We start from the raw sequence: 23,414 nt of genomic DNA, 5'->3' as shown, positions 1-23,414 counted from the left end.
TTCACTGGGCACCCCCATGCTTGCCCCGGCCCTGTCCGGTCAGTGGCAGGTCGAACCAGAAGGTCGCCCCCGCGTCCGGCACGGAGTCGAACCCGACCTCACCGCCCATGCGCTCCACTAGCTCCCGGGTGATCGCCAGCCCCAGGCCGCTACCGCCCTTCTGGCGGGTGTCGGAGGCATCGGCCTGGGAAAACTTCTGGAAGATGCGTTCGCGGAACGCCTCCGGGATCCCGGGGCCGTGATCGATCACCGAGACGCGCACCTGCGCCTCGCCATGCTCCACCGCCACCCGCACCTCCTCACCCTCCGGCGAGAACTTGGCTGCGTTGGAGAGCAAATTGGCCAGCACCTGTTGCAGGCGGTCGGCATCCACCTCGACCCGAACCCCGTCGTCCTCCGCATCCAGCACCAGGTGCACCTCGTACTGGTCGGCATAGCTCTGGTTGCTGCGCACAGCCTGCTCCAGCAACGGAAACAGCGGCTGCTCTCGCATCTCGAAGCGCATCTTGCCGGCCACCAGCTTTTCCATGTCCAGCAGATCGTTGATCAGCAGCCCCAGGCGCTGGCTGTTCTTGTGGGCAATCTCCAGCATCTCCTGCATCCGCTCCGGCAACGCCCCTGCAGCCCCGCCCGTCAACAGCCCCAGGGCCCCGGAGATGGACGTGAGCGGCGTGCGCAGCTCGTGGCTGACCGTGGAGATGAACTCGTTTTTCATGCGCTCGATGCGCTTGCGCTCGGAGATATCCTCGATGATCGACCAGATCAGTTTGCGACCGGACTTGTCGTGCACGACCATTCCGTTGAGCAGTACGGGATACCGGGTGCCGTCCTTGCGGATGTATTCCTTCTCGTAGGGGCCGTAACGGCCCGTCTGTTCCATGCTCTCCAGTTGCTGCGCTTCCTGCGCTGCGTACTCCCGGGGCGTGACATCCCAGTAGCTGAGTGCAACGAACTCCTCGCGGGTATAACCGGTCGGGCGCAACAGGGCCGCGTTGAGATCCACAAACGCCCCGGTCTCGTAATCGTTCAGCGCGATCCCCACCGGTGAGAGCTCGAACAGCCCCCGCAGGCGGGCCTCGCTGTCCGCGACGGCCAGCTCGGCCTCCTTTTCATCCGTGATATCCCGAATATATCCGTGCCACAGCGTACTGCCGTCGTCGAGGGGCTCGGGCGAGGCGTGACCCTGCACCCACCCCACGCGACCATCATCCCGCAGGGTGCGATACTCGCAATGCCAGTTGCTAAGTTCCCGCCGCGACCGTTCGATGGACTGCGCCACCCGATCCCGGTCCTTCGGGTGCAGACTGCGGAACACCGCGCTGGCATCCTCGCGTGCCGCCTCTGCGCTGATGCCGTAGATGTCCCGGATGCCGGGGCTGCTGTACGGGAAGGCCACGCGGCCGTCCGGCCACTGCCGATACTGATACACCATACCCGGGACCAGTGAGGTCAGCTTCTTCAACTGCTCGTGCGACTGTTCCCGCTCCAGGCTCGCGGCCACCCAGCGCCCCAACAGACGCACGAACATGCGTTCACCCTCGCTGAACGCGGCCGGTCTGGGGTGCGCCGACGAAAAGTTCAGGGTGCCAAAGCGCTGTCCCTCAACCTCCAGCACGACACCGATGTAGGCTTCCAGGCCGAAGTCCGCGTAACACGGGTGGCCCTGGTGCTCGGACGCGGCCATGTGCTCGATCGTCAGCAGGTCGTTGTGCGCAAGGGTCAGCGCACAGTAGGTACGCCCGAGCGCAAAGCGCTGACCACGCTCGAGGGGGGCGCCAGCCGGCGCGACGAACGCCCGCACCGTATAGTCGTCGCCGCGGATCCGGCTGACGATGCCCAGTTCCAGCCCCAGAAAGTCGGCCCCCATTTGTAGCGCGCGCTCGAGCTGGTCATCGAGGTCCAGCGCCACCAGGGATGCAATCTCGTTGAGCGCCGCGAACGCGTCCAGCTGGCGCTGATGCTGTTCACGATGTTCCCGTTCCCGGGTCGCATCGAGGATGAAGCCGTCGAGGTAGCGTACTCGGCCATCCGGATCACGAATGGCGGAGCCCCGTTCCTGGGCCCAGCGGATACTGCCGTCACGATGCCAAATACGGTATTCAACGGACCAGTCGTTGCCGGCGCTCAAGGCCTGTTCCACCGCATCCTGGACTCGTGCCTGGTCATCCTCGTGGATCACGCTGGCGTAACTGCGCACGGAATTGTCGATGAAGTCGCTGGCAGGGTAGCCCGACAACGGATCCACCTGGTCGCTCATGTAGAGCATGGTCCAGTCCGCATCCGGCAGGCAGCGATAGGTGATTCCGGGGATATTGTCGACCAGCGAGCGGAACTGTTGCTCGCTCTCGCGGATCCGCTCGGCATCCTCGCGTTCCCGGGTCACATCGGACTCGATCGCGATGAACCCCTGCAACATCCCCTGCTCGTCGCGCAACGGAGTGCACTGGATACGCACCCAGTACGGGTGGCCGTCGATCCGGTAGTTCAACAGCTCTTCAACGAATGGTTCGCCCCGCGCCAGTGCCTCACCGATCCGGGCTACCGTCTCCGGATCGGTCCCGGCACCCTGCAACAGTTCACCCGGCTGGCGGCCAAGCATTGCGTCCAGGGTATAGCCACTCAAGCGGGTAAAGCCGTCGTTGATCCACTCGACCCGGCCGTCGGCGTCGGTAATGATCACGCCATTGGTCGTCTCGCTCGCCACTCGGGACAGCCGCGCCCGCTCCAACTGGCCCGCCCGGTAACGACGACGGGTGCGAGCCGCATCCACCAATTGCCCCAGCGTGGCGAGCAGCGGCTGCAGAAACTCCACCATGCCCGGGTCGTAGCCACCCGGACGGTTGGCGATCCCCAGCACGGCGATCCGCTCGCCCCCGTGCTCGATGGGTATCCCCAGAAAGGCCTTGAGCGGCGGATGTCCTTCGGGCAAGCCCCCGCTGCGCGGGTCTCCCGCGGGGTCGTTGGCAATCACCGGCCCCGCGCCGGTCAGGGCCGCGCCGAACAGGGTCTCCAGGTTGTGAAACTCCAGCCCCTGGGGTGCGTTGGCCGCGTAGAAGGCGCGGGTCGCGTCATCCCAGGCGATATTGGTGATGGCACTGGTCTTGAGGTAAGGCGAACCTTCAGGCGTGTGCAACACCTCTCCGATAAAGCCGTATTCGCTGAGGGTCAGCTCGAGGGTATCCGCAAGCAGTCCGTCGAAGACCTGCCCACGGTCCTGATCGGCATCGCGAATAAACGCCGACTGCGCACGGGTAATCACCTCGCCAAGTTGCCGCAGATCGGTCAGCGCATTGCCAAGCGCTCGTTGCTCGGTGGAATCGATTTCCGCCTGGACCGCATCGGCGAGGTCACGCAGGGAGCGTCGCTCGTCCTCGCTCAACTGCCGCGGCTGGCTGTCAATCAGGCAAAGTGTTCCGATCCGGTAACCGTCGGAGGCGGATAGTGGCGCGCCGGCGTAGAACCGGATGTGCGGCTCCCCGGTCACCAGTGGGTTGTCGGCAAACCGGGCGTCCGCGCGCGCATCGGGAATCTCGAAGATATCGCCCCCGAGAATCGTATGCCCGCAAAAGGAGACATCACGCCCGGTCTCCGCCACCTCGAGACCCTGCCGCGACTTGAACCACTGCCGGTCCTCGTCCACCAGCGAAACCAGCGCGATGGACACCCCGAACATCCGCCGCGCCAGACGCGTGAGTCGGTCGAACCGCTCCTCAGCCGCGGTATCCAACAGCCCTCGAGCCCGCAGCGCTCGCAGCCGGTCTTTTTCGTTGCCGGGGCAGGGAGGCGTTGAAAAGGCCATCAGCCATGGGGCTCCGGGTCTGCGAAACGCTGACGAATCTCCTCGACTTCGGGCAGCACATCCAGAAACACGTCCACCAGCGTCGGGTCGAAGTGCCGGCCACGGTTCTCGCGAAGCAGCTCCACCGCCGCCTCCACCGTCCATGCTTTTTTGTAAGGCCGCACCGAAGTCAGGGCATCGAACACGTCGGCCAGGGCCGCGATGCGTCCGGCCATGGGGATAGCCTCGCCGGCCAGGCCATTGGGGTAGCCGCTACCATCCCATTTTTCGTGATGGGTCAGGGCAATCTCCCGAGCCATGCGCAGGAGATCGCTGTCATCGCCGTCCAGCAGATTGGCACCGATGCTGGCGTGGGTCTTCATGATCTCCCACTCGTGCGGCTCGAATTTGCCCGGTTTGAGCAGGACCGCATCGGGAATGCCGATCTTGCCGATGTCGTGCATCGGGCTCGCGTTCAGGATGAGGTCGCACTGGGCCTCGTCCCACCCGATCTCGCGTGCCAGCAGGGCACAGGTATGGCTCATGCGCAGGATATGGTAGCCGGTCTCCTCGTCGCGATATTCCGCCGCCCGGCCCAGCCGCTGCACCACCTGCAGCCGGGTGGAATACAGCTCGTGGGTGCGCTGCGCCACCAGCCGGTCCAGCGCATCTTTCTGGTCATGGACCAGCCGGTGCGCCAGCTGTGCGTCGAGCAGATTGTGCACCCGCATCAATAGTTCGCTGCGATCAAAGGGCTTGGTAATGTAGTCGCGCGCGCCCGCGCTCAACGCCCGCAGCAGAAAGTCCTGAGCGTGCTGCGCGGTGAGGATGACAATGGGGGGCAGCAGAGGATCATCCAGCGCCTTGAGCTGTTCCATCACCTGGTAGCCGTCCAGGTGCGGCATGTTGATATCCAGCAGGATCAGGTCCGGGCGCGCCGTCTGGTAATGGGTCAGAACCTCGCGCGGATCGTCGATCAGCACCAGGGCCTCGTACCCCTGGCTGCGCAGCATCTTGTCCAGCAATTTGAGATTGGCGGGCTCGTCGTCGACTAAAAGGATTCGGGCGAGCGCGTGCTGTTCGTTGCTCATGATGTTCTCTTGGATGAGGCAAGGTGCGTGTCGATGGCGGTATACAAATCCCGCACGTTGATCGGTTTGACGAGGTAATCCTGAAACCCCGCGGCCATGCCACGTTCGATATCGCGCTTCATGGCGTTGGCACTGACGGCGATCACCGGGATGGCAAGGGTGCCCGGGTCGGCCCGCAGGCGCTGCAGGGCCTCGAAGCCGTCCATGCCCGGCAGGTTGAGATCCAGCAGGATCAGGTCCGGGCGCTCCCGCCCGGCCAGCAGCAAGCCGTCCTCGGCGTTTTCCGCGGAAAGCAGCTCGATATCGGCGCGTTTGTCCAGGATCTTCTGCACCAGACGCAGGTTGGCCGGGTTGTCTTCGACATACAGGATAGTATGCAATTTTCCCTGGGTTGCAGGCTCGGCAATGCTCGTCGACACAGGCGTGTCGTGATCCATGTCTGCGCTGTCATCGCTGAGCGGCAGTTCGAACCAGAAGGTGCTGCCCTCGCCGGGCACGCTGTCCACGCCGATGCTGCCCTGCATACCCTCGACCAGTTGTTTCGCCAGGGCCAGACCAATGCCGGTGCCCTCGATGCCTTCATAGGCCGACTCCAGACGCTCGAAGGGCCGGAACAGGCGTGCCTGCTGTTCGGTGCTCAGGCCATGGCCGGTGTCGCGCACACTCACCCGCACCTGCCCGGGCGTCGCCGGTTCACACCCGACGTCGATCTGACCCCCATCGCGATTGTACTTGACGGCATTGGACAGCAGATTGAGAAGCACCTGACGCAGGCGCAGAGGGTCGGCCAGCACCGTGCTGGGCTCATTCGTCTGCAGCGTCAACGGGATGTTACGTTCCCTGGCGCGCATCTCGATCTGGGCTACGGCATGCTCAAGGACCGGAACCAGAGCCACCGGTTCGGGGGCGATCTCCAGCTGCCCGGCCTCGATACGGGCCAGGTCCAGCACCTCGTTGACCAGACCCAGCAGGTGCTCCCCGGCATGATGGATCTCGCGGACATTATCGGCCTGCTGCGTACTCAGAGGCGCGCCCCCCGGAAGCTGCAGCACCTGCGTAAAGCCGAGGATGGCATTGAGGGGCGTGCGCAGCTCGTGGCTCATGCGCGACAGGAATTCGTTCTTCGCGGCGTTGGCGCGCTCGAGTTCGGCCGTGCGTTCGCGCACCCGCGCCTCCAGCGTCTCGTTCAGATCCTGAATGCGCTGCGCTTCGATCCGACGCTGACTCACATCTCGAAAAATACCGACCATGAGCGAGCGGCCTGACACGGTGACCCAGCTGGCCGATATATCGGCGTAAAACACCGAACCATCGCGACGCAAAACGGGGATATCCCGGGCCACTGTTTGATGCCGACTGGCCAGCTCGTTGAACTGCTCCAGCACCCAGGACAGAGCATCTGGTGGATGAAGGTCCCGCACCGACAACCGGGCGATCTCTGCCTGCGCATACCCCAGCATGTCGGCAAAGCTCGAATTGGCACTCACGAGGTTTGTGGACTCGGCATTGGCGTACACGATCCCGTCGGTGGAAAGCTCGAACAACTGGCGGTACCGCGATTCACTCTCGGCCAGGGCGGCCTCGGCACGCTTGAGCTCGGTAAGGTCGGTGATCACGTTCGCGATGGCTGCCGACGCTCCCGCCTCACCGGGAAGGGCGAACACACTGTTGAGGGTCGAAATGTAACGCCCATCCAGGGCTTTTAGCGCGAGTTCGCCGGTCCATTGGCCGCTGGTCGCGACCGTCGGCAGAACCGTGGATTCAAGAAACGCAAAGACCTCGTCATCGTAGAACGACTGAACGCGGTAACCATCGGAGGGGTCCGCATCCTCCGGCATCGCCAGCAGATTCCGGAAAGCCCTGTTGAAATACAGCACGGTTCCATCGGGGTCTGCCCAGCCCACCGCCTGCGGTGCCCCTTCCACCAGCGCCTGCATGCGGCGGCGAGCCTCCTCGGCCCGATGACGTTCGTCATCATTGCGGACAAGGCCTTCCAGGTACAGCAGTTCGCCGCGGGCATCGAAATGACCACGGCCCTCCTCGTAACACCAGCGAACGCGACCTGCGCGATCGAACATGCGGTATTGCAAACGGTACTCGCCACGCTGCGCCAGTGCGGCCTGGACCTCGTTCCACACGTGCTCCTGATCATCGGGATGAATCTGGTCGGCAAAGTGGCGTGCGCCGCGCTGGAAGTCGGCCGCCGGGTATCCGGTCAGGGTCTCCCCACCCTCGGACATGAAGGTCACGGTCCAGTCGCGATCATTGCGGCAGCGGTACACGAACCCGTCGAGATTGTCCGTCACCCGGCGCAGGGTGGTGGCGGCAAGGGCATCGCCTTGCCGATTGAGGATCACAAAACCCGCCGCCAGCAGCACCGCAAGCGCTGCATGCACCAGTTGCACCGGCCATCCGGTGGCGGCCAGGAAATCCGCCGTCGTGGGCAGCCATTCTGCCAGCAGCCGCCCGGAAGCCGGGGACGGCAACAGTGTCAGGACGGCATAGCCCAGCATGGCGAGGGCTGCGATGCGCAACCAGCGGATGCGCGCGAGGGTATCCTGCGCACGGGTCGTGGCCCCCGCCAGGGAGAGCAGCCCGATGCCGGTCAGGGCCGCCGCCGGTGCCCCAAGCAGGTAGCGTGTGCCCAGTTCCAGCCCGGCAGCGGCAGCGGGGGCCACCCACATGGCAGCGCCGACACCCAGACCGGTCACGGCAAACAGGGGCAGCGCGGCCAGTCGGTGCCCCCCGGGCCGCTCGTTCCACAGGCGCCGACCGAACTCCAGCAGCGCGGCAAACGAGCTGACCATCAGAACGGCACTCAGCACCGCGAGCCAGGGGGCAGGATCCCGCAGGCGCTCGCCGTCAATGAACCCCTGCAACCCGTGCAGCATACCGAAGGCGGCCAGCCACCCAAGATGGGCCACCAGACCGGTGCCGCGCTCCCGGCGCATGCCGTGCAGCGCGGCAATACCCAGAACAAAGAACGCCAGCGCGTAGACCTGGAAGATCAGCCCCAGAGAGGTCTCGCCCCACCCAGGCGTCATGTCGTACGTTTCGCGAGGTGGCGCTGCACCGTGTCCAGAAACTGCCCGACATTGAGCGGCTTGGTCAGATAATCCGCAAAACCCGCCGCCATGCCACGTTCGATGTCGCGCGGCATGGCATTGGCGGTGACCGCCACCACCGGGGTTCGCTCCAGCTCGGCCTCGGCCTGGAGCACCTCCAGTACCTGGTAGCCATCCATGCCCGGCAGGTTGATGTCCAGCAGGATCAGATCCGGTCGATGCTCCCGAACCAGATCCATACCCAGCCACGGGGTATGGGCGGTGAGCAGGCGGACCTCCGGCAACTGCCCAACCAGCTGCTCCACCAGCCTCAGGTTCGCGGGGTTATCCTCGATGTACAGCACGGTCCGGCTCTGCTCATCGGAGAGCCCGCAGTCCTCGGGAGACGCCCCCCGGGGCAACGCAGGCTCCGCGCCGCGGAGCGGGCTCCCCTCCGCCCCCGCCCCCGCCAGCGGCAGCTCGATCCAGAAAGTACTGCCCACTTCCGGCTCGCTCTCCACCCCTACCGTGCCACGCATCAGTTCCACCATACGCCGGGTGAGCGTCAGGCCGATGCCAGTGCCCTCGATCCCGCTATTCTCGGCATCCAGACGGTTGAAGGGATCGAACAGATCTTCCAGCTTGTCTTCCGGGATGCCCTTGCCGGTGTCGGCAACCCGGATCCGGAGCCGGTCGGAGCCTTCACGGTGCGTGTCGACCTTCACGTGACCGCCGTCGCGGTTGTACTTGACCGCATTGGAGACCAGGTTAAGAAGTGCCTGTTTCAATCGGGTCAGGTCCGCCCGTACCACGACACCCTCGGTCCCCTCGTGGTGAAGGTGGATATGGCGCTGGTCGGCCGCCGTACCCACAAGCGAGAGACATTCCTGAACGACCGGATCGACTTCCACTGGCTCCAGCGACATATCGATTCTGCCGGATTCGATCTTGGCCAGATCCAGGATTTCGTTGATCAGTTCCAGCAGATGCTTGCCAGCCCGCAGGATCTCGCTGACATTCTCCTGTGGTTCCTCGCCAAGGCTGTCGTCGTATTCCAGCAACTGGCCGAACCCGAGGATCGCATTCATCGGCGTCCGCAGCTCGTGGCTCATGCTCGAGAGGAACTCGGACTTGGCCTGATTGGCGCGATCGGCTTCCTCGCGCGCGGCGACCAGGGCCTCTTCGGCCTGCTTGCGCTCGCTGATGTCACGGAGCAACCCGACAAAGTACTGCTGCCCGGCAATCGCAATTTCGCTGACCGAGACCTCCAGCGGGAATTCGGCCCCATCGGCCTTCTGCCCGGTCACCTCGACGAGTCGATTGATGACGCGCGCTTCACCGCTGGCCCGATACCGCTGCAGGTAGCCGTCGTGTTCCGAACGCACCGGGTCCGGCATCAGCATGGATACATTATTGCCGACCAGGTCCTGCTGGTCGTATCCAAAGATGGCCCGAACCGCGGGGCTGGCCAGCTGGATCACGCCCGCCGCGTCGATCACCAGCACGCCATCCAGCACGGAATTGACCACATGCCGGAAGATCTGCAGGGTCTCTTCAGCGGCCTTGCGCGCATCAATGTCGCTGTGGATGCCGATCATGCGTACCGGATCACCCCGGACATCGCGTTCCACCACTGTGCCCCGGCACAGCACCCATTTGTAACTGCCGTTCTTGCAGCGCAGCCGCAACTCCACGTTATATCGGTCACTGTCTCCCGCGAGATAGTCAGCCAGCTGTTGCTGTACCCCCCCCAGGTCTTCGGGATGCACCGAGCCCTTCCAGGACTCGACACTCGGCTCCAGTTCACCAGGCCGGTAACCCAGCATGGGTTCATATTGGCCGGAGAACGTCATGCGACCGCTTTTGATATCCCAGTCCCAGACGCCATCGCCGGCCCCTTCCACCGCAAAGACGAAACGCTCTTCGCTCTCGCGTATGCGCTGTTCGGCCTCGACCTGCTCGGTCACGTCCTGCACGGTACCCGTCAGGCGAATCAGGTTGCCATCGGCGTCCGTTTCCGCCTGCGCGAGTTCGTTGACGTGGCGAATGCTGCCGTCGGGCCGAACGATGCGGTGCACGACATCGTGGCGGCCGGTCCTTTCGGCTTCCAGCACATCGTCGCGAACCCGCTGGAGGTCATCCGGATGAACGGCTGCATAAAACACGTCGACACTCGGGGTGATACTGCCGGGCTCATGGCCAAAGATGCGGTAGATCTCGTCGGACCAGAACAGCTCACCGCTGACCAGATCGGCCCGCCAGTTTCCGAGCGATGCCAGGGCCTGTGCCTCCACGAGTTGCCGCTCCCGCTCGGCCAGCGCCAGTTCGGCGTTCTTGCGGTCATCGATGTCCTGGACCACCCCGATCATGCGCAAGGCCCTTCCATCGGCATCACGCACTGCAGCACCGCGCTCCATGAGCCAGCGCACGGTGCCATCTGGCCACACCACACGATGCTCGATGTCGTAGGGCACATCGTCCGCCACACAGGCGTTTACCGCGGCAATCACCGCGTCGCGGTCTTCCGGGTGGATAGCGGCAAGAAAGTTGTCGTAGGAGGTTTCCAGTTCGCCTTCGAGGTACCCGAACAACGGCGGGATGCGCTCCGACCAGTACAGCTCGCCCGTGACGATGTTCCATTCCCAGGTACCGATATTGGCGAACATCTGCCCCCGGCGCAGGCGCTCCTTGGCGGTCTCCGCCGCCTGCTCGGCAAGCTTGCGCTCGGTGATGTTGGCGTGACTCACCACGACACCACGTCCTTCGTGTGTCAACGGCAGCACCGTCATCTCGTACCACTGAGCCCGGGTAGGCGAATGGCAGGGATACTCGAGCCGGAAACGAGGTGAGCGTCCTGCGATGACTGCCTCGATCCCTCTGGCCGCGTCACTGGCCGTTGGCTCTATGGTGTCCTCGGCGTGCCGACAGATCTCGAGGTAGTTGGTACCAACATCGTCACCCCGATCCGCGTCAGCCGGTTCGGGGGCGTTCTCCGCCCCGTAGCGTCGCCAGGGTTCGTTGACCGCCACGATCACGCCGTCGCGATCGAGCACCGCGATGTGCGCGGAAACCGAGTCCAGCACGTCCTGGGTAAAACGCTGCTGTTCCCGGATCTCCCGGTCGACCGCAGCACGAAGCAGCGCACTGCCGACCAGACCGGCCAGCAAACCCAGCAGATCCAGATTCGTCGATGCCAAAGGGGTGCCGACTCGATGATGGAAGCAGATGGCCCCCAGGCTCTTCCCGCCGCGCCGGATCGGAAAGTCCGAAAAGGACCGGATACCCATGGATTCGAACAAGGCCTTCTCCGCCGCCGCCTCGAGCGGAAGTGCGGCCACGTCGGAAACCATTACCGGCTGGTCGCCCAGGAGATGGGCCCGCCACCAGGGAACCGCCGTCAGCGGAATATCCTGCAGATCCTCCTGCTTGCGATCCACCCCGGGCGCGCACCATTCGTGGCTGCTGCCCATGCGCGTACCATCTTCCGAGAACTGGAACAGGTAGGCGCAGTCGGCCCCCAGGTGCATACCGATCCGACGCAAGGTCCGATCAATAGCCGCATCCAGCGAGTCGGCACCGGCCGCGAGCAAGTCGGCCGCAGCCTGACCCACCACCTTGCGCATGGCGTTCTGCGCGCGCTGCGCGGCCTCGGCCGCCTTGATACCCGTGATGTCGGTGCGGATCGAGACGTACTGGTAGGGCAGTCCGTGCTCGTCCAGAAACGGCGTAATGGTGGACTGCACCCAGTACAGCGAACCGTCCTTCGCCCGGTTGCAGATCTCGCCATACCAGACCTGTCCCGAGGAGATCGTCTCCCACATCGCCTCGTAGAACGCCCGTGAGTGCTCCTGCGACTTGAGCATGCGGTGGTTCTGGCCGATCAGTTCTGCGCGCTGGTAGCCACTGATCTCGCAGAACTTGTCGTTGGCATAGATGATGTTGCCCGCGACGTCGGCCATACTGACGATGGCGTGCTGATCCAGCGCGAGGTGCTCGCGTTCCCGTTCGTACAGCGTGTCCTGCAGGCGCTGCTGCATCGCGGCATGCTGGCGCGAGCGGCGCGCCCGGGCGCTGACCGCAGCAATCAGGTGATCGGCCTCCACCGGCTTGACCAGGAAATCGTCACCCCCCTGGCTGAGCGCTTCCAGTTGCAGGCTTTTGTCGGTCTCGGCAGACAGGAACAGGATGGGCAGGGCCAGATACTCATCGCGCTCTCGCACCAGCGCCGCGAGTTCGGGCCCGCGAAGCTCGGACATGTGGACGTCCAGCACCACAACATCGGGGCAGAAGGCGTCCAGTGCTTCCAGGGCCTCGAGCGGCCGGCTTAGCGCCTGCACCGCCATGCCGGCACCGCGCAGCACGACGGACTGGGCCTCCAGCAACAGGGGGTCGTCATCCACCAGTAACACCCGGAAGGGATTCGACGGCATGCGGCCCGTAAGGACATCCAGCAGTTCGACAAGCGCCTGCGGGTTTATCGGCTTCAACAAGTAGCGACGGGCACCGCCTCGAAGGGCGGCGAGACGCGCCTCGATGTCGTCGCGTACCGAAGTCACCACCACCGGCGGGCTGCCCTTGCTGCCCGCCTTGAGTTCGGCCAGGAGTTCGGCGCCTGCGGTATCACCCTCGGGAAAGACCATGTCCAGGACAACGGCATCGGGCGCATCATCCGCGCCGCGGAACTCATCCGGCGCGGAAAATATCCGCACACGGTACTCTGCGTCCCTCAGGATCCGGGCCAGGTGTTCAGCCTGCTCGGTATCGTCCTCGACGATATCGATCAGCGGTGGACGGTCGAGGCGCGGTGTGGCCTGGGGCGACGTCAGGGTGGGCGCTTCGCTATGGAGCGGGCTGTGCGCCAGTTGTTGGAGACGCTCCAGCTCCGCGCCGATGGCGGCCCAGGCGTCCTCCTCCGGGGCCGCCCCGGAATCCACGATGGCCTTGAGGCGAATTTCAAGTTGCCGTGCCGCAGCCGATACCGACTGCATGCCGAAGGTGCCGGCACTGCCAATCAGGCTGTGGATATGACGGTGCAGTTCCGCCGCTGCGTCCACCTGCCAGGCACCGGGGCATAGCCCACGGTAACGCTCGTGCAGAACATCCAGCCTCTCGGGCAAGCCGGCCACAAACTGACGCTGTAGTTCACGCAGGGAATCATCGATCACGGACATGCGGACAGGAACCCCCGGAGCAGCAACAATTTCCGGTGCGTAACAGCATCGGTGCTCGGGCCGTCGCGGCGGCCGACACACGTCCAGCCCTCAAGAAAACTATCCCAGAATATTCTGGCCTCCAGTCAACCCCTTAAAATATTAATGGATATTGCCCGCGGGTGCCCATGCCGCCCCGACCAGCCCCGGGCCGCCGTCCCGCTGGGCAAGAAGACCGGGTTCTGGTACAGGTGGGCAACAGCGGCGTAGGGAAACACTGATGAATGTACACGCTCGCGCTCGAGTCGCTTTTGCTTGCGTTTAATGCGCGGTGACTGCCGTGCAGTCATTCTGCACAAGGGAACCGCAACACCGTGAGCGCGCCCGTTTTTGATAACAGCAGGCGGCCGAGCCCCTGCATTCAATCGCTTGCGGGGTTGGCACCCCAGGTTCCCCGATCCGGCGTTGCGCCGCTTGACCGTAGAATGACTACGGCGCTGCACGGCGCGCCTTGTCTCGGAAAACCGGGGGTGCCAACGCGAGCGTGTACATTAATCATTGTTTCCCTGGTGCAACCCGCTCGGATGTCGGGAGGTAACGTGGCATCGACAGTCCATGTGATAGGACATCGCAACCCGGATACGGACAGCGTGTGTTCGGCGATCGCCTATGCAGAGCTCAAGCAGCGCCTCGGCCATGCCAACGTGCGCCCGGCGCGGGCCGGCGAACTCAATGCCGAGACGCGCTTCGTCCTGCAGTCCTTTGACGTTCCCGTACCGGAGCAGCTGGCAGATGCGACCGGACAGGAACTGATCCTGGTCGACCACAACGAACGGGCCCAGGCGGTGCCGAACATCGAACACGCCACGATTCACGAGATCTGGGAACACCACCGCCTCGGGGATCTGCGGCCGCCCACCCCGATCGTGTTTCATTGCGAACCGGTCGGGGCGACGGCCACCCTGATTGGCGAACAGTACTTCCTGCACGGCCTTGAGCCGTCGCGTTCCATGGCGGGGATGCTGCTCGCGGCGATCTGGTCGGATACCGTCAACCTCCGCTCGCCCACTACCAGCGACAAGGACCGGCACATGGTCGCGCGTCTGGAGCCATTGGCCGGCGTCGATGCGGCCTTCGGGGAGGCGATGATTCGCCTGCGCTCCGAGTCGGTGGCCGCGCGCCCGGCGGCCGACCTGATCCGGGAAGACCACAAGGAGTTCGAGTTCGCGGCGGGCCGCGTCGGCGTCGGCCAGATCGAGGTCCTGGACCCCGGCATCCTGGCGCCCCGCAGCCACGAGATCCGGGAACAGATGCGCGCATTGCGCGAGAGCTCCGGACTCCTGCAGATCATCCTGATGGTCACCGATATCACGGCCGGCGCAAGCGAGCTATGGGTCGAGGGGGAGCGTCTGGATCTCTTCGAACGCGGTGTGGGTCCGCTGCGGGATGGCGCCCTGCACTTCCCCGGCTGCATGTCGCGCAAGAAGCAGGTCATCCCGTTGCTGGAACGGGCATTCAGCACGCCGGATGCGACCGCGAACCCGAATGCGCAACCCGCTCAGCGCCACTGAAGCCTCAGTGCTTCCCGGCGCAGCCAAACTCCAACAGTGCCAACAGGCAGAAACAGCACCTGCATCACCATTGAAGTCAGCCGCAACATCGCGGGTCAGGGGCAGGACACAGGAGCGGAGCGTCAAAGGTTTCCCAGGTAGCACAAGGACACCACGCAGGGCACCTGTTCGTTCAAGCGGTCAGATGGGCGGCGGCTGTTGTCGATGCAGGCGTCCGAGGATCAACTCCGAAGCCGGAACCTCCTTGTCTGAGATCGACCAGCGCCCGGCCACCGGTTAGAGGCGCCACCACGGTAGATCCGGCCGGGACGCGATGGCCGGGTCAGGCCCGTTATTCCCACTCGATGGTGGCCGGGGGCTTGCCGGAGATGTCGTAGGTCACGCGCGAGATACCGGGGATCTCGTTGATGATCCGGCGCGAGACGTGATCGAGGAAGTCGTAGGGCAGGTGCGCCCAACGGGCGGTCATGAAGTCGATGGTCTCCACCGCACGCAGCGCGACCACGTAGTCGTAGCGCCGGCCGTCGCCCATCACCCCGACCGACTTAACCGGCAGGAACACCGCAAATGCCTGCGAGGTCTTGTCGTACAGATCGGCCTTGCGCAGTTCCTCGATGAAGATCGCATCCGCCCGGCGCAGCAGCTCGGCGTATTCCTTCTTCACCTCGCCCAGGATGCGCACGCCCAGCCCCGGCCCCGGGAACGGGTGGCGATAGACCATCTCGGTGGGCAGGCCCAGCTCCACGCCGATCTTGCGCACCTCGTCCTTGAACAGCTCGCGCAGCGGCTCCACCAGACCCAGCTTCATGTTCTCCGGCAGCCCGCCCACGTTGTGGTGCGACTTGATCACATGCGCCTTGCCGGTCTTGGAGTCGGCCGACTCGATCACGTCCGGGTAGATCGTGCCCTGGGCCAGCCACTGCACGTTGTTCAGCTTTGCGGCCTCCTCGTCGAACACGTCGATGAACAGCCCGCCGATGACCTTGCGCTTGGCCTCCGGATCCTCGACCCCGGCGAGCGCCCGCATGAAGCGGTCCTCGGCATCCACGCGGATCACGTTCACGCCCATGTGGCGGGCGAAGGTCGCCATCACGTGGTCGCCCTCGCCCTCGCGCAGCAGTCCGGTGTCCACGAACACGCAGGTCAGCTGGTCGCCGATCGCCTTGTGCAGCAGCGCACCGACCACCGAGGAGTCCACCCCGCCGGACAGGCCCAGCACCACGTGGTTATCCCCAACCTGTTCGCGCACCCGCGCGGCCATGTCGTCGATGATGTTGTCGGCGGTCCACAGCGCCTCGCAGCCGCAGATCTCGTGCAGGAAGCGTTCGATGATGCGCTGGCCCTGGGTGGTGTGCGTGACCTCGGGATGGAACTGCACGCCGTAGAAGCCGCGCTCCGGGTCGGCCATGCCGGCGATCGGCGCGGAGTCGGTGGAGGCCATCAGGCGAAAGCCCTCCGGCAGTTCGGTCACGTGGTCGCCATGCGACATCCACACGTCCAGCAGGCCGTAGCCCTCCGGTGTGGTGTGATCCTCGATGTCGCGCAAAAGCGGGGTATGACCGCGGGCGCGCACCTGGGCGTAGCCGAACTCCCGGCGCTCGGAGGGCTCGACCCGGCCGCCCAATTGCGCGGCCATGGTCTGCATGCCGTAGCAGATCCCCAGCACCGGCACGCCCAGCTCGAACACGGTGTCCTCGGCGCGCGGCGGCTGATCGATATTCACCGACTCCGGGCCGCCGGACAGGATGATCCCGGTGGGATTGAACGCGCGGATGTCCGCCGCCGGCATGTCCCAGGCGTGCACCTCGGAGTAGACCCCGGCCTCGCGCACGCGGCGGGCGATCAGCTGAGTGTACTGGGAGCCGAAGTCCAGCACCAGAATGCGGTGGGCGTGAAGATCCTGGGTCATGAGGTCATCCGCTATACCGGCCGGACGGCCGGTGGGGTATCGGGACCGGGCCGTGACGGGCCGGTCAGTCCATTCGGTAGTTCGGGGCTTCCTTGGTGATCGCCACGTCGTGCACGTGGCTCTCGCGCATGCCGGCGGCGGTCACGCGGACGAAGTGCGGCTTGGTCCGCATCTCTTCGATGTTGTGCGCGCCGACATACCCCATGGACGAGCGCAGCCCACCCATCAGCTGGTAGATGATCGCGACGATCGAGCCCTTGTACGGCACGCGACCCTCGATGCCCTCGGGCACGAACTTGTCGGCCGATGCGTTCGGGTCCTGGAAATAGCGATCCGAGGAGCCCTGCTGCATCGCGCCCAGCGAGCCCATGCCGCGATAGATCTTGTAGGAGCGGCCCTGGTAGAGCTCGACCTCGCCCGGGGCCTCCTCGGTCCCGGCGAACATCGAACCCAGCATCACGCAGTCCGCGCCCGCGGCGATCGCCTTGGCCAGGTCCCCGGAGAAACGGACGCCGCCGTCGGCGATCAGCGGCACGCCGGTGCCCTGGAGCGCCTCGGCCACATCCGAGATCGCGGTGATCTGCGGCACGCCCACGCCGGCCACAATGCGGGTGGTGCAGATCGAGCCCGGCCCGATCCCCACCTTCACGCCATCCGCCCCGGCCGCGACCAGGTCCTTCGCGGCGGCGGCGGTGGCGATGTTGCCGCCGACCACCTGCACGTCCGGGTAGTGCTTCTTCACCCAGGCAACGCGGTCGAGCACGCCCTGGGAATGGCCGTGCGCGGTATCCACCACCAGCACATCCACCCCGGCCTCGACCAGCGCGGCCACGCGCTCGTCCGTGCCATCGCCCACGCCGACCGCCGCGCCCACGCGCAGGCGGCCGCGCTCGTCCTTGGAGGCATTGGGATGCTCGGTGGACTTCTGGATGTCCTTGACGGTGATCATCCCGCGCAGCTGGAAGTCGTCGTTGACCACCAGCACCTTCTCGATGCGATGCTTGTGTAGCAGTTCCAGCACCATCTCGCGGTCGGCCCCCTCGGGCACGGTCACCAGTCGGTCGCGCGGGGTCATGATCTCGGTGACCGGCGCCTCCATCCGCGTCTCGAAGCGCAGGTCACGGGAGGTCACGATGCCGACCAGATCGTTGCCATCCACCACCGGCACGCCGGAGATGTGATTGGCCTCGGTGAGCTCCACCACCTGGCCGATGGTGGCGCCCGGGCCGATGGTGATCGGCTCGCTGATCACGCCGCTTTCGTATTTCTTGACCTGCCGGACCTCGGCCGCCTGGGCCTCCACCGACATGTTCTTGTGGACGATACCGAGCCCGCCCTCCTGAGCCATCGCGATCGCCAGGCTGGCCTCGGTGACCGTATCCATTGCCGCCGACACCACCGGGGCGGACAGCGTGATCTCGCGGGTGATCCGGGTACTCAAGTCGACATCGCGCGGAACGACATCCGAATGTCCCGGGATCAGCAGCACGTCATCAAAGGTAAGGGCTTCACCGAGTATCCGCATGCACCACTCCAGGACAGACCCGCCGGGACGCAGGGGGAGGAAATCCCGGGGGTAGATAAATAGCCCTTCAGTATAGAATTCGCACTCTCCCGCGACAAGCGCACACAGGCCTGCGAAGGGCGGATCGCAGACGCTGCCGGAGCACCCTGATAGGATGCCGGTTCACTCCGGACCCTCCGCCAGGCGAGAACCCATGCCCGAACGCGCGCCCCCGGCCCGCATCACCCGCCGCTCCGCGCTGGCCCTGCTGCTGGCCCCCGGCCTCGGCCTGGCCACCGCGTCCAGCGCCCAAGCCGACTGGTGGCGCTTCGGCCAGGACATGTTCCGCGCGCTGATCACACGGCCGCCAGAGTTCTCCGGGCTGTCCACCTCGGAGCTGATCGAGGCCGTCCACGAAGCACTGGTCATCGCGACCCACGCGGCCTCCGAGACCCTCAGCCGGCGCAACGGCTTCTACGGCAATCCCGACGTGCGCATCCCCCTGCCCGAGGTACTCGCGACCACCCGGCGCTCCCTGGGGCGCCTGGGTATGGCCGCGCCGCTGGACACCCTGGAGGAGCGCATGAACCGCGCAGCCGAGGACGCCGTCTGGCAGGCACGGGAGCCCTTCATCCGGGCCATCTTCGCCCTCGACCTGGACAATGCACGGAGCATCCTGCTGGGCGACGAGGACGCCGCCACCCGCCATCTGGAGGCCCACATGCGCCCGCGCCTGACCGATGCCATGCGCCCGGCCGTGGAGAACAGCCTGGACGCCGTGGAGGCCCTGACAACCTATCGCGAACTGGAGGCGCGCATGCGCGACATCCCGTTCCTCGCGAACGTGCGTCTGGACCTTGCCGAGCATGTACTGGAACACACGATGGACGGCCTGTTCCATGCCATGGCCGAGGAAGAGGCCCGACTGCGGGTCGACCCGGTCGGGCGCGGCACCGACGTGTTCCAGCGCGTCTTCAGCCGCCTGTAAGCGAGGGCCGCATGAGCGATACCCCGGTCTTTTCCGTCACCGAACTCAACCAGTGCGCCGACGGGCTGCTCCGCGACGGCCTCGGCGTGGTGCGCGTCGAGGGCGAAGTCTCCAACCTGCGCCAGTATGCCTCGGGCCACCAGTACTTCTCGCTGAAGGACGAGAACGCCTCGGTGAACTGCGTGCTGTTTCGCGGCAAGGCGCGCCAGGCGGCGCGTTTTGCCGACGGCGACGCGGTCCAGATCCGCGGGCGCGCCGGGATCTACGGCGCCCGTGGCCAGTTCCAGATCATCGTCGAGGCCCTGCAGCCGGCCGGCGAGGGGCGCCTGCTGGCCGCCTTCCAGCGGCTCAAGGAGAAACTCGCCGCCGAGGGCCTGTTCGACGCCGAGCGCAAGCAGCCGCTGCCCGCCTGGACCCACCGCCTGGGCGTGATCACCTCCACCCAGGGCGACGTGCGCCACGACATCGAGCGCACCCTGGCGCGGCGCTTCCCGCTGCTGCCGGTCACGCTTTACCCCACCGCCGTCCAGGGCGCGCAGGCCGCCGGCCAGATCGTCGCGGCGCTGGAACAGGCTGCGGCCGAGGGCCGGGTCGACGTGATTATCCTCGCCCGTGGCGGCGGCTCGCTGGAGGACCTGCAGGCCTTCAACGAGGAGAGCGTCGCACGCGCGATCGCCGCCTGCCCCATCCCGATCGTCACCGGCGTGGGGCACGAGACCGACACCACCATCGCCGACTTCGTCGCCGATCTGCGCGCCTCCACGCCGACCGCCGCGGCGGAGGCCGTCAGCCCGGATGCCGCCACCCTGCGCCACCAGCTGGCGCGGGCCCGCGAACGCCTCACCGGCCTGCTAGGCCAGCGCATCGCGCGCCACCAGCAGACCCTCACCGCCCTGCACACCCGCCTGGAGCGCCGCCACCCCAGCCAGCTCCTGGAGCGCAATGCCCAGCGCCTGGACGACCAGCGCGAGCGCCTGAACCGCGCCTGGTCACGCCTCGAGGAACGCGCCCGATCGCGGCTGCAGCGCGCCCAGTTGCGCCTGGCCGGGGCCTCGCCCGGCAACCGCCTGACTGCCGCGCGCATGCGTCTGGAGCACCTGCGCCAGCGTCTGGCCCGGGTGCGCCCCGACCACGACATCACCCAGCGGCGGGAGGCCCTGGCGCGGCTCCAGCGGCAACTGGAGTGCGCCACCCGGCAGGCGCTCGCCACCCGCCAGCGCCACCTGGATGCCACCGCGCGCCAGCTCCGCTCCCTGGACCCGGAGGCGGTACTGGAACGCGGCTACGCGATCCTGCAGACCCCCGAGGGCGAGGTCCTGCGCCGCGCGGACCAGACCGCCCCCGGCCAGCACCTGCGCGCACGCCTGGCGCGCGGCCGCCTGGACCTCGACGTCACCGCCACCCAAACCGACGACTGAAGCGCGCGACCTCCTGGTCTTTAACCACGGAGGCCCTGAGCCCGTAGCAGGGCCCCGTGAGGCGCGGGGTCATCCCGGGCCGCAGCGCGGCGCAGAGCCGGGATGGCGATCGGCTCGGCACACGCAATACACCGTGGGAGCGTGCTTGCACGCGAAGCCCCTGCCCGCGTCCGACTCTGGGAGGGGCTTCGCGTGCAAGCACGCTCCCACAGGGGGTGCATGGAGCCCCGCCGAGGGCGGCTGGGTACGAACGCGTACGCGCTCGCAGGCGAATCAGGATAGCAGGACGAGATTGTCGCGGTGGATCAGCTCCGGCTCCAGCAGGTAGCCCAGCTCCGCCTCGATGCGGTCGGCGCGCTGGCCGCGGATGCGCTGGATCTCGCTGGCCCCGTAGTTGGTGAGCCCGCGCGCCACCGCGACCCCGTCCGGGTCCAGGCAGGTCACCACCTCGCCGCGGCGGAAATCGCCCTCGACTCCGACCACCCCCACCGGCAGCAGGCTGCTGCCCGACTCGCGCAACACGCGCGCGGCCCCGGCATCCAGCTGCAACTGCCCGCGCGAGTGCAGCTGATCCGCCAGCCAGCGCTTGCGCGCCGCCAGGGGTTCGCGGTCCGGCTTCAGCCAGGTCCCCAGCGGCTCGCCCTTCAGCACCCGCCCCATCACCTGCGCCTCGCGCCCGGAGGCGATCACGGTATGCGTACCGGAGCGCGCCGCGCGTTCGGCGGCCAGCAGCTTGGTCGCCATGCCGCCGCGCCCCAGGCGCCCGAAATCGGCGGCCACGTAGTGGTGCAGCTGGGCATCCGAGGCCCGGCCTTCGGCGATCAGGCGGGCGTCCGCATGCTTGCGCGGATCGCGATCGAACAAGCCATCCTGGTCGGTCAGGATCAGCAGCAGGTCGGCCACCACCAGGTTTGCGACCAGCGCCGCCAGGGTGTCGTTGTCCCCCAGCCGGATCTCCTCGTAGGCCACCGTGTCGTTCTCGTTGACCACCGGGATCGTGCCCATCTCCAGCAGCGCCTGCATGGTGCTGCGGGCATTCAGGTAGCGCGAGCGATCGGCCAGATCATCATGGGTCAGCAGGACCTGGGCCGCGTGCAGGTCGTGGCTGGCGAACTCGCGCTCGTAGGCCTGCACTAGCCCCATCTGGCCGACCGCCGCGGCCGCCTGCACGTGATGCAACTGGTGCGGCCGTTCGGTCATGCCCAGCCGCCGCATGCCCTCGGCCACCGCGCCACTGGAGACCAGGATCACCTCCAGGCCACGGCGGCGCAGCGCCGCGATCTGGTGCGCCCAGGACTCCAGCGCCGGGCGGTCGAGCCCGGCCCCATCCGCGGTGATCAGGGCACTCCCGATCTTGACCACCACCCGGCGGATCGCCGGGAGCGCACGCATGTCCCCCGCGGTCACGCGGGGTCCTCCGGGTTGGCGATCGCGTCGCGCCGGCCGGCCTCGGCCGCTGCCTGCGCGGTCTCTTCGACATGGCGCATCACGGCCTGGAGCAGGGCATCCACGCCCTCGCCGGTCGCGGCGGAGATGGCGAACACCGGACGTTCCGACCCCTGATCGGCGCGCACCCGCTCGACCAGGGCCGCCAGATCCTCGGGGTCCAGCAACTCCTTCTTGTTCAGCACGATCCAGCGCGGCAGTGACGCCAGCTGGTCGCTGTGGTGCTCCAGCTCGGTGATCGCGGTGCGCAGATCCACCAGCGGGTCGGCCTCCGGGTCGGGCGGCGCCACATCCACCACGTGCAGCAACAGCCGGGTGCGCGCCAGGTGCTTGAGGAACCGCGTGCCCAGGCCGGCCCCCTCGGCCGCGCCCTCGATCAGCCCGGGGATGTCGGCGATTACGAAGCTCTGGTTCACACCGATGCGCACCACGCCCAGCTGCGGGATCAGGGTAGTGAACGGATAGTCGGCGATCTTCGGGCGCGCGGCGGAGGCGCGCGCGAGCAGCGTGGACTTGCCCGCGTTCGGCAGCCCCAGCAGCCCGACATCCGCCAGCACCATCAGCTCCAGCGACAGCTTGCGCAGCTCGCCCGGCGTGCCCGGCTTGCTCTGGCGCGGCGCCTGGTTGGTGGAGGACTTGTAGCGCGTGTTGCCAAGCCCGTGGAAGCCCCCCTGCGCGACCAGCAGCCGCTGGCCCTCGTGGGTCACGTCGCCGAGGATCTCGTCGGTCTCGGCATCACGCACCTGGGTGCCGACCGGGACCGGGATCTCCAGGTCCTCGCCGGAGGCCCCGGTGCGCTGGCGCCCCATGCCGTTCTCGCCACGCTGGGCATCAAAGCGGCGCTGATAGCGGAAATCGGCCAGGGTGTTCAGACCCTCGTCACCGACCAGCCACACCGAGCCGCCATCGCCGCCGTCACCGCCATCTGGGCCGCCGAACGGGATGTATTTCTCGCGGCGAAAACTGACACAGCCGTTTCCGCCGTCACCGGCCTTCACCGTAATGGTGGCCTCATCGATGAACTTCATTGCTTGCTTCCCGCAGTACAGAACAAAAAAAGCCCCGTCGAACGGGGCTTTTCGCGAACGCTTCGCTAGGGAGACGCTGATTGAATCGCACGTCCGCGCTCGAGTCGCTTTTGCGTGCGAACAAGGCGCGGTGACCGCCGTGCAGTCATTCTGCACAAGGGAGCCGCAACGCCGTTCCCGCGCGAAAGCGGCCGAGCCCCTGCTTTCAATGGCTTGTGGGGTTGGTGCCCCCTGTTCCCCGATCCTGCGTTGCGCCGCTTGCGGGTAGAACCACTACCCGCTGCACGACGCGCCTTGTCTCGGAAAACAGGGGGCACCAACGCGGACGTGCGATTCAATCAGCGTCTCCCTAGCCGGCCGGCTTACTGCTGCGGCTGGATGCTCACGAAACGACGGTTGTGCGGACCACCCACCTTGAAGACGACCTGGCCGTCGACCTTGGCGAACAGCGTATGGTCCTTGCCGCAACCCACGCCCTCGCCGGGAT

The 23,414-nt window shown here is 66.3% G+C and carries 12 protein-coding genes; 3 read left to right on the top strand and 9 right to left on the bottom strand.

What is annotated here, in order from left to right; genetic code table 11:
* Position 1 precedes the first annotated feature (1 nt).
* From H609_RS0108550 to H609_RS0108535, 4 genes are all read right to left on the bottom strand, one after another.
* Positions 2-3,727, bottom strand: a complete 3,726-nt coding sequence (locus H609_RS0108550; RefSeq protein WP_081659434.1) for a PAS domain S-box protein — start codon at positions 3,725-3,727, stop codon at positions 2-4.
* 71 nt (positions 3,728-3,798) lie between these two features.
* Positions 3,799-4,869, bottom strand: coding sequence for an HD-GYP domain-containing protein (locus tag H609_RS0108545; RefSeq protein WP_019583112.1), 1,071 nt, complete (start codon positions 4,867-4,869; stop codon positions 3,799-3,801).
* Positions 4,866-7,913 carry a PAS domain S-box protein gene (locus tag H609_RS0108540; protein ID WP_028484744.1) on the bottom strand — a complete coding sequence of 1,016 codons (3,048 nt, stop codon included), beginning with the start codon at positions 7,911-7,913 and terminating at the stop codon, positions 4,866-4,868. The genes H609_RS0108545 and H609_RS0108540 overlap by 4 nt, the downstream gene beginning before the upstream one ends.
* A complete protein-coding gene (locus H609_RS0108535; RefSeq protein ID WP_028484743.1) occupies positions 7,910-13,084 on the bottom strand; it encodes a PAS domain-containing protein in 5,175 nt (1,724 codons plus the stop codon). The genes H609_RS0108540 and H609_RS0108535 overlap by 4 nt, the downstream gene beginning before the upstream one ends.
* Positions 13,085-13,662: 578 nt before the next feature.
* On the opposite strand from H609_RS0108535, the gene H609_RS0108530 reads away from it, so the two are divergent.
* On the top strand, positions 13,663-14,634 hold the full coding sequence (locus tag H609_RS0108530; protein ID WP_155988723.1) for a manganese-dependent inorganic pyrophosphatase: 972 nt from the start codon (positions 13,663-13,665) through the stop codon (positions 14,632-14,634).
* Between the two features lie 331 nt (positions 14,635-14,965).
* On the opposite strand, the gene guaA is transcribed toward H609_RS0108530, so the two are convergent.
* Both guaA and guaB read right to left on the bottom strand, forming a co-directional pair.
* The gene (gene guaA / locus H609_RS0108525) at positions 14,966-16,543 is read right to left on the bottom strand and encodes a glutamine-hydrolyzing GMP synthase (protein ID WP_028484741.1); all 1,578 of its coding nucleotides are present in this window, start codon (positions 16,541-16,543) and stop codon (positions 14,966-14,968) included.
* 64 nt (positions 16,544-16,607) lie between these two features.
* A complete protein-coding gene (guaB, locus tag H609_RS0108520; protein WP_018866382.1) occupies positions 16,608-18,068 on the bottom strand; it encodes an IMP dehydrogenase in 1,461 nt (486 codons plus the stop codon).
* A gap of 193 nt (positions 18,069-18,261) precedes the next feature.
* On the opposite strand from guaB, the gene H609_RS0108515 reads away from it, so the two are divergent.
* Both H609_RS0108515 and xseA read left to right on the top strand, forming a co-directional pair.
* Positions 18,262-19,035: a DUF4197 domain-containing protein gene (locus tag H609_RS0108515; protein ID WP_028484740.1), complete on the top strand. Its 774-nt coding sequence runs from the start codon at positions 18,262-18,264 to the stop codon at positions 19,033-19,035.
* 11 nt (positions 19,036-19,046) lie between these two features.
* Positions 19,047-20,453, top strand: coding sequence for an exodeoxyribonuclease VII large subunit (xseA, locus tag H609_RS0108510; protein WP_028484739.1), 1,407 nt, complete (start codon positions 19,047-19,049; stop codon positions 20,451-20,453).
* A gap of 273 nt (positions 20,454-20,726) precedes the next feature.
* On the opposite strand, the gene proB is transcribed toward xseA, so the two are convergent.
* The 3 genes from proB to H609_RS13385 all read right to left on the bottom strand — a co-directional run.
* Positions 20,727-21,845 carry a glutamate 5-kinase gene (gene proB, locus H609_RS0108505; RefSeq protein WP_038035280.1) on the bottom strand — a complete coding sequence of 373 codons (1,119 nt, stop codon included), beginning with the start codon at positions 21,843-21,845 and terminating at the stop codon, positions 20,727-20,729.
* An 11-nt stretch (positions 21,846-21,856) separates the two neighbouring features.
* A complete protein-coding gene (cgtA, locus tag H609_RS0108500; protein ID WP_018881249.1) occupies positions 21,857-22,927 on the bottom strand; it encodes an Obg family GTPase CgtA in 1,071 nt (356 codons plus the stop codon).
* 362 nt (positions 22,928-23,289) lie between these two features.
* On the bottom strand, positions 23,290-23,414 hold a 125-nt coding region (locus H609_RS13385; protein WP_038036201.1), incomplete at its 5' end, for a 50S ribosomal protein L27.

It is taken from the genome of Thioalkalivibrio sp. ALE17 (assembly GCF_000425605.1).
Taxonomy (GTDB): Bacteria; Pseudomonadota; Gammaproteobacteria; order Ectothiorhodospirales; family Ectothiorhodospiraceae; genus Thioalkalivibrio.
This window is presented reverse-complemented; position numbering and strand designations above follow the sequence as displayed.

Excerpts from the sequence above, each read along its gene's own strand:
- H609_RS0108515 (WP_028484740.1), top strand. The coding sequence starts at position 18,262 with ATGCCCGAACGCGCGCCCCCGGCCCGCATCACCCGCCGCTCCGCGCTG.
- guaA (WP_028484741.1), bottom strand. The coding sequence starts at position 16,543 with ATGACCCAGGATCTTCACGCCCACCGCATTCTGGTGCTGGACTTCGGC.
- H609_RS0108545 (WP_019583112.1), bottom strand. The coding sequence starts at position 4,869 with ATGAGCAACGAACAGCACGCGCTCGCCCGAATCCTTTTAGTCGACGAC.
- xseA (WP_028484739.1), top strand. The coding sequence starts at position 19,047 with ATGAGCGATACCCCGGTCTTTTCCGTCACCGAACTCAACCAGTGCGCC.
- H609_RS0108535 (WP_028484743.1), bottom strand. The coding sequence starts at position 13,084 with ATGTCCGTGATCGATGATTCCCTGCGTGAACTACAGCGTCAGTTTGTG.
- H609_RS0108540 (WP_028484744.1), bottom strand. The coding sequence starts at position 7,913 with ATGACGCCTGGGTGGGGCGAGACCTCTCTGGGGCTGATCTTCCAGGTC.
- proB (WP_038035280.1), bottom strand. The coding sequence starts at position 21,845 with ATGCGTGCGCTCCCGGCGATCCGCCGGGTGGTGGTCAAGATCGGGAGT.
- guaB (WP_018866382.1), bottom strand. The coding sequence starts at position 18,068 with ATGCGGATACTCGGTGAAGCCCTTACCTTTGATGACGTGCTGCTGATC.
- cgtA (WP_018881249.1), bottom strand. The coding sequence starts at position 22,927 with ATGAAGTTCATCGATGAGGCCACCATTACGGTGAAGGCCGGTGACGGC.